Consider the following 14,727-nt stretch of genomic DNA (forward strand, 5'->3'; position numbering starts at 1 on the left):
AAATCCCTAATCTTCTTCACCCGGCGTTCAAGGCTGACAATGCGATTGGCTTTTTCATCTCTGCTGAGTTCCACCCTGGCCTTGCTGATGGCCAGCACGGCCGTGATCGCGGCCCCGCAAACCTACCTGACGGTGTACGGCGAACCGGCCAAATACGCTGCCGGCTTTACCCATTTCGACTACGCCAATCCGAATGCGCCCAAGGGCGGCACGCTGCGGCGCTCGGCCCTGGAAATCGGGCGTTTCGACCACGTGTTGCCGTATATCGACAAAGGCATCGGCGTGTCCCAGGTCGACGGCTGGCTGTATGCCCCCCTCGCCCAGCGCTCCTTGGATGAACCCTACACGGTGTATGGCCTGGTGGCCGAGAAGATGGAACGCGCCGACGACGGCCTGTCCCTGCGTTTCTACCTCAACCCCAAGGCGCGTTTTGCCGATGGCAAGCCGATCACCGCCGAAGACGTGCGCTACAGCTTCGACCTGCTGATGACCCAGGGCAGCCTGCGCTTTCGCACACTGTTCGCCGACGTCAAGCACGTCGAGGTCGAAGGTCCGCGCCAGGTGCGCTTCGATTTTTCCAGCAACGAGAACCGCACCCTGCCGCTGGATATCGCCACCCTGCCGGTGTTCCCCGAGCACTGGTGGAAAACCCGCGACTTCGCCAACGGCGGCGGCTACGAAGCCCCGCTGGGCAGCGGCCCGTACAAGGTCAGCAAGATCGATTCGGGCAACACCATCACCTTTACCCGCGACCCGGACTGGTGGGGCAAGGACCTGCCCGTCAGCCGTGGCCTGTACAACTTCGATCACCTGAGCCTGGAATACTTCGGCGACACCGAAGTGGCCCGCCAGGTACTGCGCGGCGGCGCCTACGATTTCAACCGTGAATTCTCTGCCACCGGTTACTCCATCGGCTACAACGGCCCGGCACTCGACGATGGCCGCCTGCAACGCGCGCACTTGGCCAAAGCGATGTCGCAGCCGTCCCAGGGTTATGTGTTCAACGTGCAAAAACCGATGTTCAAGGACCGCCGTGTGCGCCAGGCGCTGGCGATGCTGTGGGATTTCGAATGGGCCAACCGGCAGATGATGCGCAATATGTACATCCGCCAGCAGAGCTACTTCTCCAACAGCCCATTGGCCGCGACCCAGTTGCCGACCCCGGAGGAACTGGCAATTCTCGAACCCTTGCGCGGCCAGGTGCCGGACGAGGTGTTCACCCAGGTGTTCAAGGCGCCGGTCACCGACGGCAGCGGCATGATCCGCGACAAGCAACTGCAAGCCCTGGCCCTGCTTGAAGAGGCCGGTTGGAAACCGCAGGGCGACAAGCTGGTCAACGCCGCGGGCGAGCCGCTGGAATTCACCTTCCTGAATGCCCAGAACGGCGTCGAGCGTTTGCTGTTGCCGTATAAACGCAACCTCGCGCAGATCGGCATCACCTTGAATATTCGCCGCATCGACTCCTCGCAATACGTGAACCGGCTGATGGCGCGCGACTACGACATGATCGTGACCGGCTTCCCGGTGACGACATCGCCCGGCATGGAGCTGTACAACTACTTCGGTTCGGCGGCCGCGTTTGATTCGGGCGCCAACAACTACATGGTGCTCAAGGACCCGGCCGTCGATACGCTGATCAAGGGCCTGGTCAAGGCCGATACCCAGGCGCAGATGCTCAACTACGCCCATGCCCTGGACCGCGTGCTGCAATGGAATTACCTGTGGATCCCCAATTACTACCCGCCCGGCACGTCCGCCGCGTGGTGGAACCGGTTCGGTCGCCCGGCCATCGAGGCGCAGAACGACGAGGCCCTGGAAACCTGGTGGGAGATCAGCCCGACGCCGCTGACCAATGAGCAAATGGACGCCGAGCTGAAAAAACGCGGAGGGACGCGCTGATGTTTGCCTATATCGTGCGGCGCCTGCTGCTGATCATCCCGACGCTGGTGATTATCCTGCTGGTCAATTTCGTCATCGTGCAGGCCGCGCCAGGCGGCCCGGTGGAACAAGCCATCGCCCACCTGCAAGGCATCGGCGGCAGCGCAATCGGCGGTTCATCCGGCGAGGGCATCAGCAGCGGCTCCCGCGCCAGCCGTGGCCTGGACCCGAAACTGATCAAGGACATCGAAAAACAGTACGGCTTCGACAAGCCCGCGCCGGAACGCCTGTGGCTGATGCTCAAGAGCTACGCCAAGCTGGATTTCGGCAACAGTTTCTTTCGCGGAGCCACGGTAACCGACCTGATCCTGGAGAAAATGCCAGTCACCGTATCTCTCGGCCTGTGGGCCACGCTGATCACCTACCTGGTGTCGATCCCCCTGGGAATTCGCAAGGCGGTGCGCCATGGCAGCAGCTTTGATGTGTGGAGCAGCACCGCCATCGTGATCGGTTATGCGATGCCGGCGTTCCTGTTCGCAATGTTCCTGATCGTGGTGTTCGCCGGCGGCACGTCGCTGAACTGGTTCCCGGTACGCGGGCTGGTCTCGGAGAATTTCGAAGAGCTGAGCACCGTGGGCAAGATTGCCGATTATTTCTGGCACCTGGTGCTGCCAGTGTCTGCATTGGTGATCGGCGGGTTCGCGACCCTGACCATCCTCACGAAGAATTCGTTTCTCAATGAAATCACGCGTCAATACGTGGTGACCGCGCGGGCCAAGGGCTTGAGCGAACGGCGAGTGCTGTACGGCCATGTGTTCCGCAATGCCATGCTGCTGGTGATTTCGGGGATTCCCCAGGCGTTTATCAGCGTGTTTTTTGCCGGTTCGCTGCTGATCGAGGTGATCTTCTCCCTCGATGGGCTCGGGCGCATGAGCTACGAAGCCGCCGTGTCGCGTGACTACCCGGTAGTGTTTGGCTCGCTGTTTATCTTCACCTTGTTTGGCCTGCTGATAAAACTCATCGGCGACCTCTGCTACACGCTGGTGGACCCGCGTATCGACTTCGCCGCGAGGAACGCCTGATGCTTAATCTGTCTCCGGTGGCCCGTCGGCGTTTCGAACGCTTCAAGAAGAACCGTCGCGGCTGGTGGTCGCTGTGGCTGTTCATCGGCCTGTTCATCCTGACCCTGGGCGGCGAGTTGATCGCCAATGACAAGCCCCTGGTGCTCAGCTTCAAGAACGAACTGTATTTCCCGGTGTTCAAGCGCTACACCGAACAGCAGTTCGGCGGGCAACTGCCGTTCCAGGCCGATTACCGCAGTGACTACGTGCAACAGCTGATCAAGCAGGACGGTGGCTGGATGCTGTTCCCGCCGATTGCGTTCAGCGAGGACACCCCCAACTACGAACTGACCCGCCCTGCCCCCAGCCCGCCCTCGGCGGTGAACTGGCTGGGCACCGACGATCAGTCGCGGGACGTGCTGGCGCGGGTGATCTTCGGCGCGCGGGTGTCGATCCTGTTTGCCCTGGCGCTCACCGCGATCAGTGCCGCCATCGGCATCGCCGCCGGTGCATTGCAGGGATACTACGGCGGCTGGGTGGATTTGCTTGGCCAGCGCATCCTGGAGGTGTGGTCCGGGTTGCCGGTACTGTATCTGCTGATCATCCTGTCGGGCTTTGTCGAGCCCAACTTCTGGTGGCTGCTGGGGATCATGGCGCTGTTCTCCTGGCTGGCCCTGGTGGACGTGGTGCGCGCCGAATTCCTGCGCGGCCGCAACCTGGAGTACGTCAAGGCGGCGCGGGCCTTGGGCTTGGGCGACGGCAAGATCATTCGCCGGCATATCCTGCCCAACGCCATGACCGCCACCTTGAGCTACCTGCCGTTTATTCTGACCGGGGCGATTTCGACCTTGAGCGCCCTGGATTTTCTCGGCTTCGGCATGCCGGCGGGCAGCGCGTCGCTGGGGGAACTGATCGCCCAGGGCAAGCAGAACCTGCAGGCGCCCTGGCTGGGTTTGACTGCGTTTTTCACCTTGGCGCTGATCCTGTCGCTGCTGGTCTTTATCGGCGAGGCGTTGCGTGACGCCTTCGACCCCCGCTCATGAGTAACTGCGTATGAACCTGATCGAGATCCGCGACCTCAGCGTCGCCTTCAGCGGCCAGACCGTGGTACGCAACCTGAGCCTGGATGTGCGCCCCGGCGAGTGCCTGGCGCTGGTCGGCGAGTCCGGCTCGGGCAAGTCGGTGACGGCCCATTCGATCCTGCAATTGCTGCCCGAGGCCGGTACTGCAACCACCGGCTCGGTGAAGTATCGCGGCCAGGAACTGGTCGGCGCCTCGGCCGCCACCCTGCAGAAATTGCGTGGCAACCGCATTGCGATGATTTTCCAGGAGCCGATGACCTCGCTGAATCCGCTGCACAGCATCGAAAAGCAGATCGGCGAAACCCTGCTGTTGCACAAAGGCTTGGGCGGCAAGGCGGCGCAGGCGCGCATTCTGGAGTTGCTAGAGCTGGTCGGCATCCAGAAACCCCAGGAACGTCTCAAGGCTTACCCGCATCAGCTCTCCGGCGGCCAGCGCCAGCGAGTGATGATCGCCATGGCCCTGGCCTGCGAGCCAGAGTTGCTGATCGCCGACGAGCCCACCACCGCGCTGGACGTGACCGTGCAGCGCAAGATCCTGCTGCTGCTCAAGTCGCTGCAACAACGGCTGGGCATGTCGCTGCTGCTGATCAGCCACGACCTCAACCTGGTGCGCAGCATTGCCCAGCGCGTCTGCGTGATGCGCGCCGGAGAAATCGTCGAGCAGGCCGACTGCCAGACCCTGTTCACCGCGCCGCAGCACCCTTACAGCCGCCTGCTGCTGGATGCGGAGCCGGCCGGCGAACCGCTGTGCAGCGATGCGCGCGAGACGGTGTTGCAGGTCGACGACCTGAGCGTGCAATTCCCCCTCACGGGCGGGCTGCTGCGGCGCAAGACTTACCTGCGCGCGGTTGACGGCATCAGCCTCAGCGTGCAGCGCGGCAAGACCCTGGGGATTGTCGGCGAGTCGGGCTCGGGCAAATCCACCCTCGGCCAGGCGATCCTGCGCCTGCTGGATTCCACCGGCAGCATCCGCTTCCAGGGGACCGCCCTCGACCCGCTCAACCACCAGCAGATGCGCCCGTGGCGCAAGCAGATGCAGGTGGTGTTCCAGGACCCTTATGGCAGCCTCAGCCCACGCATGTCGGTGCAGCAGATCATCAGCGAAGGCCTGGAAGTGCATGCGCCGTGCAGCCTGGCCGAGCGTGACGCGCAAGTGATCCAGGTGCTCAAGGACGTGGGCCTCGACCCTGCCAGCCGGCACCGCTACCCGCATGAGTTCTCCGGCGGGCAGCGCCAACGCATTGCCATCGCCCGCGCGCTGGTGCTCAAGCCGGCGCTGATGCTGCTCGACGAGCCGACCTCCGCGCTCGATCGCACGGTGCAGAAACAAGTGGTCGCGCTGCTGCGCGAACTGCAGGAAAAGTATGGCCTGACCTACCTGTTCATCAGCCATGACCTGGCCGTGGTGCGCGCCATGGCGCATGACATGATCGTGGTGAAGGACGGCAAGGTGGTGGAGCGTGGCGCGAGCCATGCGGTTTTCGACGCGCCGCAGCATCCCTACACCAAAGAGCTGCTGGCGGCGGCGCATATACCCTTGTAAACGCGCCTCCTGTGGGAGCGGGCTCGCTCGCGAAAGCGCTGTATCAGTGCCGGATTTATTGACTAGCACGCCGCCTTCGCGGGCAAGCCCGCTGCCACAGGATCGCGCCTACCCCCCATTTGTGTTGACGGCGTGAGCATGAACATCAACGAAAACCTCAAGGACTACCAACAGGTTCGTGGCCTGGCGATCCAGTCGTTGTTCGAGATTATCGAGCAGTCCAGCGAAGGCACGGTGATTGTCGACCGTGACGCGAATATCGTCTGGATGAACGAGCGCTACGCCAAGCGTTTCGGCCTGAACAGCGCCGATGAAGCCATCGGCCAGCCGTGTGAACAGGTGATTTCCAACAGCCTGTTGCGCCAGGTGGTGCGCAATGACCAGCCAATCCTGCTGGATATCCAGGACACGCCCAAAGGCCCGCTGGTGGTGATGCGCCTGCCCATTCACGACGATGCCGGCGCGGTAATTGGCGCGATTGGGTTTGCGCTGTTTGATGAGCTGCGCAACCTGTCGCCGCTGATCGAACGCTACCTGAGCATGCAGCAGGAGCTGGCCTCGACCCGTTCGTTGCTGCGCAAACGCCAGAGCAAGTACAACTTTGCGCATTTTATCGGCACCAGCGCGGCCAGCCTCGAAGTCAAGCGCCGCGCCCGGCGCAGCGCGAGTGCCGAGTCACCAGTGTTGCTGCTCGGCGAAACCGGCACCGGCAAGGAGCTCCTGGCGCAAGCGATCCACGGCGCCTCGCCACGGGCGCACAAGGCATTTGTCAGCATCAACAGCGCGGCGATTCCGCATGATTTGCTCGAGGCCGAGTTCTTCGGCACTGCACCCGGCGCGTTTACCGGCGCCGACCGCAAGGGCCGTCCCGGCAAATTCCAGATTGCCCAGGGTGGCACGCTGTTCCTCGATGAAATCGGCGACATGCCACTGCCGCTGCAAAGCAAGCTGCTGCGGGTGCTGCAGGAAAAGGAATTCGAACCGGTGGGCTCCAACGAGATGCTGCACAGCGATGTGCGGGTGATCGCCGCGACCTCGATGGACCTCGAAGCAGCGATCAAGCGCGGGGAATTTCGGGCAGACCTGTATTACCGGCTGAACGTGCTACCGATCCAGGTGCCGCCACTGCGTGAACGCCTGGAGGATATTCCGGCACTGAGCGAGGCGATCCTGGAGGAGCTGCGCAGCCAGCATGAACTCGACCGCGAAGCCCTTGGGTTGTTGGCGCAGCATGCGTGGCCGGGAAATATCCGCGAGCTGCGCAATGTGCTGGAGCGCGCGGCATTGTTGAGTGATGACCTGGTGTTGGATGCCGAGGAAATTCGCGCGGCGATTGGCACCTTTACCCCGGTCGAGCGCACCGCAGTGCCGGCGGTAGCCGGTGAAACATTCAGCGCAGCACGCGAGCGCTTTGATCGGCAGGTGATTGCCGCGGCGCTTGCGGCGTGTGAAGGCAATGTGGTGGACGCGGCGCAGCAGCTGGGGCTCGGCAGGTCGACGCTGTACAAGAAGATGGTGGCGTTGGGCATTGCTCAGTCTCAATAGATAGACACCATTCCCCAAACAAAGACACTCCACTGTAGGAGCGGGCTTGCCCGCGATAGCGCTGTGTCAGTCGGCTCACCAGGCACTGGGACACCGTCTTCGCGGGCAAGCCCGCTCCCACAGGGGATCTCCCGCAGTCTCAAAATAGAGATAAATTTCACAAGACGCTTAGTAAAAATACAAAATATTCTTATATTTCAATAAGTTAAATATTTGGCACACATCTCGCTATAGCTCTTCCCCACCACAACACCCCACAAAAATAACAATCCGATGGAGACACACCATGAGTGTGATCATTGCCCTGGCAGCCCTCGCGCTGCTGATGCTGGCTGCCTACCGTGGCTATAGCGTTATCCTGTTTGCCCCCATCGCCGCGCTCGGCGCTGTCCTGCTCACCGATCCTTCTGCCGTTGCCCCCGCGTTTACCGGGGTGTTCATGGAGAAAATGGTCGGCTTCATCAAGCTGTATTTTCCGGTGTTCCTGCTCGGGGCGGTGTTCGGCAAGCTGATCGAGCTGTCGGGCTTTTCGCGCTCCATCGTGGCGGCGGCGATCCGCTTGCTCGGCACCCGCCAGGCGATGCTGGTGATCGTGCTGGTGTGTGCCCTGCTCACCTACGGCGGCGTGTCGCTGTTTGTGGTGGTGTTTGCGGTGTACCCGTTTGCCGCGGAGATGTTTCGCCAGAGCAATATCCCCAAGCGCCTGATCCCGGCGACCATCGCCCTCGGCGCGTTCTCGTTCACCATGGACGCGCTGCCCGGCACACCGCAGATCCAGAACATCATCCCCAGCACCTTCTTCAACACCACCGCCTGGGCCGCGCCGTGGCTGGGGTTGATTGGCACGATCTTCGTGTTCTGCACCGGCATGCTGTACCTCGCGCGCCAACGCAACAAGGCCCAACGGGCCGGTGAAGGCTACGGCACCGAACTGCGCAACGAGCCGGAAACCGCCGAAAACCTCACGCTGCCCAACCCGTGGATCGCGCTGTCGCCGCTGATCCTGGTCGGCGTGATGAACCTGCTGTTCACCCACTGGATCCCCCAGTGGTATGGCAAGACCCACAGCCTCAGCCTGCCGGGCATGAGTGCGCCGGTGACCACCGAAATCGCCAAGCTCACCGCGATCTGGGCGGTGCAGGCGGCGTTGCTGGTGGGGATCCTGATGGTGCTGGTGTTTGGCTGGTCGGCGATCAAGAGCAAGCTTGCCGAAGGCAGTAAAAGTGCGGTCAGCGGTGCGCTGCTGGCGGCGATGAACACCGCGTCGGAATACGGCTTCGGCGCGGTGATCGCTTCGTTGCCAGGTTTTCTGGTGCTCGCGGACTGGCTCAAGGGCATCCCCAACCCGCTGGTCAACGAAGCAATTACCGTGACCTTGCTGGCCGGTATCACCGGTTCGGCCTCGGGCGGCATGAGCATCGCCCTGGCCGCCATGTCCGAGAGCTTTATTTCGGCGGCGCATGCGGCCAATATCCCCCTTGAAGTGCTGCACCGGGTCGCCGCCATGGCCAGCGGCGGCATGGACACCCTGCCCCACAACGGCGCGGTGATCACGCTGCTGGCCGTCACCGGCCTGACCCACCGCGAAGCCTACAAGGACATTTTCGGCATCACGATCATCAAGACCCTCGCGGTGTTCGTGGTGATCGGTACTTTCTACGCCACCGGCATTGTGTGAGGTTTTCATGACGACATTGAACGGCAAGACCGCCCTGGTTACCGGCTCCACCAGCGGCATCGGCTTGGGCATCGCACTGAGCCTGGCCAAGGCCGGCGCCAACCTGATCCTCAACGGTTTCGGCGACGCCAGCGCGGTGATTGCCCAGGTGCAGGCGTTCGGCGGCAAGGTCGGCCATCACCCGGCGGACGTCAGCGACCCGGCGCAGATCGCCGACATGATCGCCTACGCCGAGCGTGAATTCGGCGGCGTGGACATCCTGGTCAACAACGCCGGCATCCAGCATGTGGCGGCCGTGGAAGATTTTCCGGCGGAACGCTGGGACTCGATCATCGCGATCAACCTGTCCTCGGTGTTCCACAGCACGCGCTTGAGCTTGCCGGGCATGAAGGCCAAGGGCTGGGGGCGCATCGTCAACATCGCCTCGGTGCACGGCCAGGTCGGTTCGGTGGGCAAGGCCGCGTATGTCGCGGCCAAGCATGGCGTGATCGGCCTGACCAAGGTGGTCGGCCTGGAAACCGCCACCAGCAACGTGACCTGCAACGCGATTTGCCCGGGCTGGGTGCTGACGCCACTGGTGCAGAAGCAGATCGATGACCGCGCCGCCAATGGCGTCGACCCGCAGCAGGCACAGCATGATCTGCTCGCGGAGAAACAGCCGTCGCTGGAGTTTGTCACGCCGCCACAACTGGGTGAGCTGGTGCTGTTCCTGTGCAGTGAGGCGGGTGCCCAGGTCCGCGGGGCCGCCTGGAACATCGACGGTGGCTGGCTGGCCCAGTAACCCGTCCGATGCGCCAAACACCGGTGATTTCTGGCTGACTTCATACAAGAACTAGAGACCGTGCTGATGTCCGACATCCTCTGGCAACCCTCCCCCGAACGCATCCGCAACACGCGGATGGACCAGTTCCGGCGCTATATCAACGAACACCACAGCGTGCAGCTCGACGACTACCCCGCCCTGCACCAATGGAGCATCGACCAGCGCCCGGCCTTCTGGCAGGCGATCGTGGCATTTTTCGAGGTGCAATTTCGCAGCCCGCCCTCGGCCACGCTGATCGAAGACCGCGAGATGCCCAGCGCCCAGTGGTTTCCCGGCGCCACGCTGAATTTTGCCGAACACCTGCTGCGCCGCCGCGATGCCCACCCCGCCGTGGTTGCCATCAGCGAAGACGGCCGGCGCGAACAACTGACCTACGCCGAACTCGCGGCCCACGTCGCCGGCCTGCAGCGCAGCCTGCGTGCGGCCGGGGTCGGCGTGGGTGATCGGGTCGCCGCGTGCATGCCCAACACCTGGCAAACCCTGGTCGGCATGCTCGCCACCACCAGCCTGGGCGCCATCTGGTCATGCTCATCGCCGGACTTCGGCACCCAGGGCGTGATCGACCGTTTCGGCCAGATCGAGCCCAAGGTGCTGATCACCTGCGCCGGCTACCGCTATGCCGGCAAAACCATCGACCAGAGCACCAAGCTGAATGAAATCCTGGAGCGCCTGCCGTCCCTGCAGCAATTGATCATCGTGCCGTACGCGCGGCCGCAGGCGCAGGTCGAGGACTACCGGACCCAGGCCAATGTCGCGCTGTGGGAGGACTTCTATCGCGCCGGTGGCGAGCCGGAATTTGTCCCGGTGCCGTTCGATCATCCGCTGTACATCCTGTATTCCAGCGGCACCACCGGCGTGCCCAAGTGCATCATCCACGGCACCGGTGGCGTGTTGCTCACCCACCTCAAGGAACACGGCCTGCACGCCGACCTTTCGCGTGAGGATTGCCTGTTCTACTACACCACCTGCGGCTGGATGATGTGGAATTGGCTGGTGTCGGTACTGGCCCTGGGGGCCACGGCGGTGCTGTATGACGGCTCGCCGTTTCATCCGGGGCCGGAGCGCTTGATCGATCTGATCGACGCGGAACGCATCAGCGTGTTCGGCACCAGCCCCAAGTTTCTCGCCACCCTCGAAAAGGCCGGGCTGCAACCGCGCCTGAGCCATGACCTGGGCAGCCTCAAGGGGCTGATTTCCACTGGTTCGCCGCTCTCGCCACAGAGCTACGACTACGTGTACCGCGAAATCAAGGGTGAGCTGTGCCTGTCGTCGATGTCCGGCGGCACCGATATCGTCTCCTGCTTTGTAATCGGTAACCCGGTGTTGCCGGTGCGTCGCGGTGAAATGCAGTGCAAGAGCCTGGCGATGGCCATCGAAGTCTGGGATGACCAGGGCCAGCCGCTGGTCGGCGAAAAAGGCGAGCTGGTGTGCACCCGGCATTTCCCGGCGATGCCGATTGGCTTGTGGAACGATCCGGGCCAGAAGAAGCTGCGCGCTTCCTACTTCAGCCAGTTCCCTGGCGTGTGGGCGCAAGGCGACTACGCCGAACAGCGCCCCAACGGCAGCCTGTTGATCCACGGACGCTCCGACGCAGTGCTCAACCCGGGCGGTGTGCGTATCGGCACGGCAGAGATTTATCGCCAGGTGGAAAAAGTCCCGCAGGTGCTGGAAAGCCTCGCCATCGGCCAACGCTGGCAGGACGACGTGCGGGTGGTGCTGTTTGTGCGGCTCAACGACGGCGTCACGCTGGACGAGGCGCTGGAGCAGCAGATTCGCCAGGTCATCCGCGCCAACACCACGCCACGCCACGTGCCGGCGAAGATCCTTGCCGTCACCGATATCCCGCGCACCATCAGCGGCAAAATTGTCGAACTGGCGGTGCGCAATGTGGTGCATGGCGAGCCGGTCAAGAACACCGACGCACTGGCCAATCCGGAGGCGCTGGCGCAGTTTCGCGACCGTCCTGAACTGGCCTGAAGATGAAAGGTTTCAGCCCTGAAGCACTCATTTGAAGACAAAGCCCCAATGCATGCTATTTTTCGAGGGGTAGTCAGCCGTTCCCGACTCACGGGATAATCGGCCTTTGTCATTTTCAAAGCGTCATGCTCAGGGCTTTTTCATGAAAGGAACATCCACCGGTAGCGAAGCTGCTGCATTAATTGCGCGGCTGGACTGGGCGCAAAGCCCCCTCGGTGAGGCCAACGATTGGCCGCAAAGCCTGCGCACAGCCGTGGATATCGTCGTCAATTCGCCGATGCCGATGCTACTGCTGTGGGGCAGCCAACTCACTCAGCTCTACAACGATGGCTTCGCACGCCTGGCGGGCAACAAGCACCCCGAGGCGATGGGCCAGCCGGCCCATGCGACCTGGCCGGAGCTGGAAAGCTTTACGGGACCGGTCTACGACGCCGTCCTCAGCGGCCAGGTGCGCACCTTCAGCGAGCAGCGCTTCGTGCTGCAACGCGACCACCGCGATACCGACATCTGGCTGGACCTGACCTACAGCCCGATCCGCGATGAAAGCGGCTGCGTGGCCGGCATCCTGGTCACCGCCATCGAAACCAACGAGCGTCGGCGCGTCGCCCTCGAACTGCAACAGCGCTCCGAAGACAGCCTCAAGGCCCAGCACAACAGCGAGCAACGCCTGCAACTGGCCCTGGCCGCCACCGACGCGGTGGGCACCTGGGACTGGGACATCGGCGAGGACCGCTTTATCGCCGATGCGCACTTCGCCTACCTGCATGGCGTTGATCCCGACGATGCCGGGCTGCTGCCCATCAGCGCCTACCTGCAAGGCGTGCACCCCGAAGACCGCGCCATGGTGGCGCGCAGCATCAAGCACTGCATCACCTTCGGCACCGAGTACGCCGAGGAATACCGTCTGCTGCAGGCCGATGGCCAGGTGCGCTGGGTGTTCGCCCGTGGCCGCTGCTACAAGGACGCGCACGGCCGCCCGGCGCGCTTCCTCGGCGCCGCGCTGGACCTCACCGAGCGCAAGCACACCGAGCAGGCCTTGCGCCAAAGCCAGACCGAGCTGCAACTGATCATCAACGCCATGCCGGTGCTGATCGGCTATGTCGACCATGAACAACGCTTTCGGCTGAACAACAGTGCCTACCTTGAGTGGTACGGCATGACGCCCCAGGAGCTGTACGGCAAGAGCATCCGCGAAGTGCTCGGCGAGGAGGTGTATGCCGGGCGCGCGGACAAGATTGCCGCCGCGCTCAAGGGCAAGGCCTGCAGCTTCATGACCATCACCCCGCACCGCGACGGCCGACCGCGCCATGCGCTGATGAAGTACCTGCCGCGCTTCAGCAATGACGGTTCGGTGAATGGTTTCTACATCTTTGTGATCGACGAGACCGAACGCAAGCTCACCGAAGAAGCCCTGCGCCACCTCAACGAGAACCTAGAGGAGCGCGTGGCCCAGCGCACCCAGGCGCTGGCCGAGGCCAACCAGCGCCTGCAGAACGAAATGTTCGAGCGCGAACGCGCCGAAGATGCCCTGCGCCATGCGCAGAAAATGGAAGCGGTGGGCCAGCTCACCGGCGGTATCGCCCACGACTTCAACAACATGCTCACCGGCATCATCGGCAGCCTCGACCTGATGCAGCGTTACATCGCTGCCGGGCGCAGCGACGACATCGGCCGTTTCGCCGACGCCGCGGTGTCCTCGGCCCATCGCGCGGCCGCCCTCACCCATCGCTTGCTGGCGTTCTCCCGGCGCCAGTCGCTGGACCGCCGCCCGACTGATCCCAACCAGCTGGTGGCCTCGCTGGAAGACCTGTTCCGGCGCACCAAGGGCGCGCACATCAGCCTCAAGGTGCAACTGGGCCACGACATCTGGCCGGTGAACACCGACGCCAGCCAGCTGGAAAACGCCCTGCTCAATCTGGTGATCAACGCGCGCGACGCCATGCCCGATGGCGGCGAAATCCTGATCGAGACCGCCAACAGTTATCTCGACGGCACCGACATCACCACCCTTGAACCGGTGCGCGCCGGCGACTACGTGATGCTCGGCGTGTGCGACAACGGCACCGGCATGGCGCCGAAGATCCTGGCCAAGGCATTCGACCCGTTCTTCACCACCAAGCCCATCGGCCAGGGCACCGGCCTCGGGCTGTCGATGATCTATGGGTTTGCCCAGCAATCCGGTGGCCACGTGACCATTCAGAGCGAACCAGGCCAGGGCACTTGCGTGCGCCTGTACCTGCCACGCCTGCACGGCACCGCCCTGGAAAGCAGCCTGCCGCCGAACCTCAGCGAGGCACCGCTGGCGCTGGCCGGCGAAGCCGTGGTGGTGGTCGAGGATGACCCGGCGGTGCGCATGCTGGTGGTGAATGTGCTCGACGAACTCGGCTACACCGCGCACCAGGCCGCCGATGCCCGCACCGCGCTGCCGCTGCTGGAATCGGATTTGCGCGTGGACTTGCTCGTCACCGACGTCGGCCTGCCGGGCATGAATGGTCGGCAACTGGCGGAAATCGCACGCCAGCATCGACCGGGGCTCAAGGTGCTGTTCATGACTGGTTACGCTGAAAAAGCTGCCGAGCGCCAGGGCTTCCTGGAGGACGGCATGGACATGGTCGCCAAGCCATTTTCCATCGACTTGCTGGCGACAAAAATCCGCAGCATGATCAGCGTCGAAGAGTGAGTTCAGGCATAATCGCGCGCCGTCGCACACCTGGTAGAGATCAATGAAAGCCCAAGCCCGCCATATCCTGGTGAAAACCAGCGAAGAAGCCGAACAACTCAAGCAGCGCATTGCCAAGGGCGAAGCGTTTGATGTGTTGGCCAAGAAGTACTCGACCTGCCCGTCCGGCAAGCGCGGCGGGGACCTGGGTGAAGTGCGGCCGGGGCAGATGGTCGGAGCGATCGATGCGGTGATCTTCAAGAAGCCGGTAAAAGTGGTGCACGGGCCTATCAAGAGCAAGTTCGGGTATCACCTGGTGCAGGTGTTTTACCGGGATTGATCGCTTGTTGCTGTGGTGGTTGTGGCGAGCGGGCTTGCGTAGTGAGCGGGCTTGTTGTGGTGAGCCGGCTTGCCCCGCGTTGGGCTGCGTAGCGGCCCCAAAAATCTTGGGAGCGCTGCGCACTCCAACGCGGGGCAAGCC

At 63.1% G+C, this 14,727-nt stretch carries 10 protein-coding genes; all 10 read left to right on the forward strand.

Annotated features, from left to right (window positions below; all coding sequences use genetic code 11):
* Nucleotides 1-39 precede the first annotated feature (39 nt).
* The 10 genes from QMX97_RS11025 to QMX97_RS11070 all read left to right on the forward strand — a co-directional run bounded on the left by QMX97_RS11025 (nucleotide 40) and on the right by QMX97_RS11070 (nucleotide 14,586).
* On the forward strand, nucleotides 40-1,899 hold the full coding sequence (locus QMX97_RS11025; RefSeq protein WP_282396927.1) for an extracellular solute-binding protein: 1,860 nt from the start codon (nucleotides 40-42) through the stop codon (nucleotides 1,897-1,899).
* A complete protein-coding gene (gene yejB / locus QMX97_RS11030; RefSeq protein WP_282396928.1) occupies nucleotides 1,899-2,960 on the forward strand; it encodes a microcin C ABC transporter permease YejB in 1,062 nt (353 codons plus the stop codon). The genes QMX97_RS11025 and yejB overlap by 1 nt, the downstream gene beginning before the upstream one ends.
* Entirely contained in the window at nucleotides 2,960-3,982 is a 1,023-nt protein-coding gene (locus QMX97_RS11035) for an ABC transporter permease (RefSeq protein WP_065907762.1), read from the forward strand. The genes yejB and QMX97_RS11035 overlap by 1 nt, the downstream gene beginning before the upstream one ends.
* Before the next feature lie 10 nt (nucleotides 3,983-3,992).
* On the forward strand, nucleotides 3,993-5,564 hold the full coding sequence (locus QMX97_RS11040) for an ABC transporter ATP-binding protein (protein ID WP_282396929.1): 1,572 nt from the start codon (nucleotides 3,993-3,995) through the stop codon (nucleotides 5,562-5,564).
* 138 nt (nucleotides 5,565-5,702) lie between these two features.
* Nucleotides 5,703-7,109 carry a sigma 54-interacting transcriptional regulator gene (locus QMX97_RS11045; protein ID WP_282396930.1) on the forward strand — a complete coding sequence of 469 codons (1,407 nt, stop codon included), beginning with the start codon at nucleotides 5,703-5,705 and terminating at the stop codon, nucleotides 7,107-7,109.
* A gap of 286 nt (nucleotides 7,110-7,395) precedes the next feature.
* Nucleotides 7,396-8,787 carry a GntP family permease gene (locus QMX97_RS11050; protein ID WP_282396931.1) on the forward strand — a complete coding sequence of 464 codons (1,392 nt, stop codon included), beginning with the start codon at nucleotides 7,396-7,398 and terminating at the stop codon, nucleotides 8,785-8,787.
* Nucleotides 8,788-8,794: 7 nt separating this feature from the next.
* Nucleotides 8,795-9,568, forward strand: coding sequence for a 3-hydroxybutyrate dehydrogenase (locus QMX97_RS11055; RefSeq protein ID WP_106803580.1), 774 nt, complete (start codon nucleotides 8,795-8,797; stop codon nucleotides 9,566-9,568).
* A 66-nt stretch (nucleotides 9,569-9,634) separates the two neighbouring features.
* Nucleotides 9,635-11,587: an acetoacetate--CoA ligase gene (locus tag QMX97_RS11060; protein WP_282396932.1), complete on the forward strand. Its 1,953-nt coding sequence runs from the start codon at nucleotides 9,635-9,637 to the stop codon at nucleotides 11,585-11,587.
* 142 nt (nucleotides 11,588-11,729) lie between these two features.
* Nucleotides 11,730-14,267 (forward strand): PAS domain-containing protein, encoded by a 2,538-nt coding sequence (locus tag QMX97_RS11065; RefSeq protein ID WP_065907752.1) that lies wholly within the window; start codon nucleotides 11,730-11,732, stop codon nucleotides 14,265-14,267.
* A gap of 43 nt (nucleotides 14,268-14,310) precedes the next feature.
* The gene (locus tag QMX97_RS11070; RefSeq protein ID WP_003174397.1) at nucleotides 14,311-14,586 is read left to right on the forward strand and encodes a peptidylprolyl isomerase; all 276 of its coding nucleotides are present in this window, start codon (nucleotides 14,311-14,313) and stop codon (nucleotides 14,584-14,586) included.
* The last annotated feature ends 141 nt before the right edge of the window (nucleotides 14,587-14,727 follow it).

The sequence above is a fragment of the Pseudomonas sp. PS01298 genome (genome assembly GCF_029959745.1).
GTDB lineage: Bacteria > Pseudomonadota > Gammaproteobacteria > Pseudomonadales > Pseudomonadaceae > Aquipseudomonas > Aquipseudomonas aylmerensis.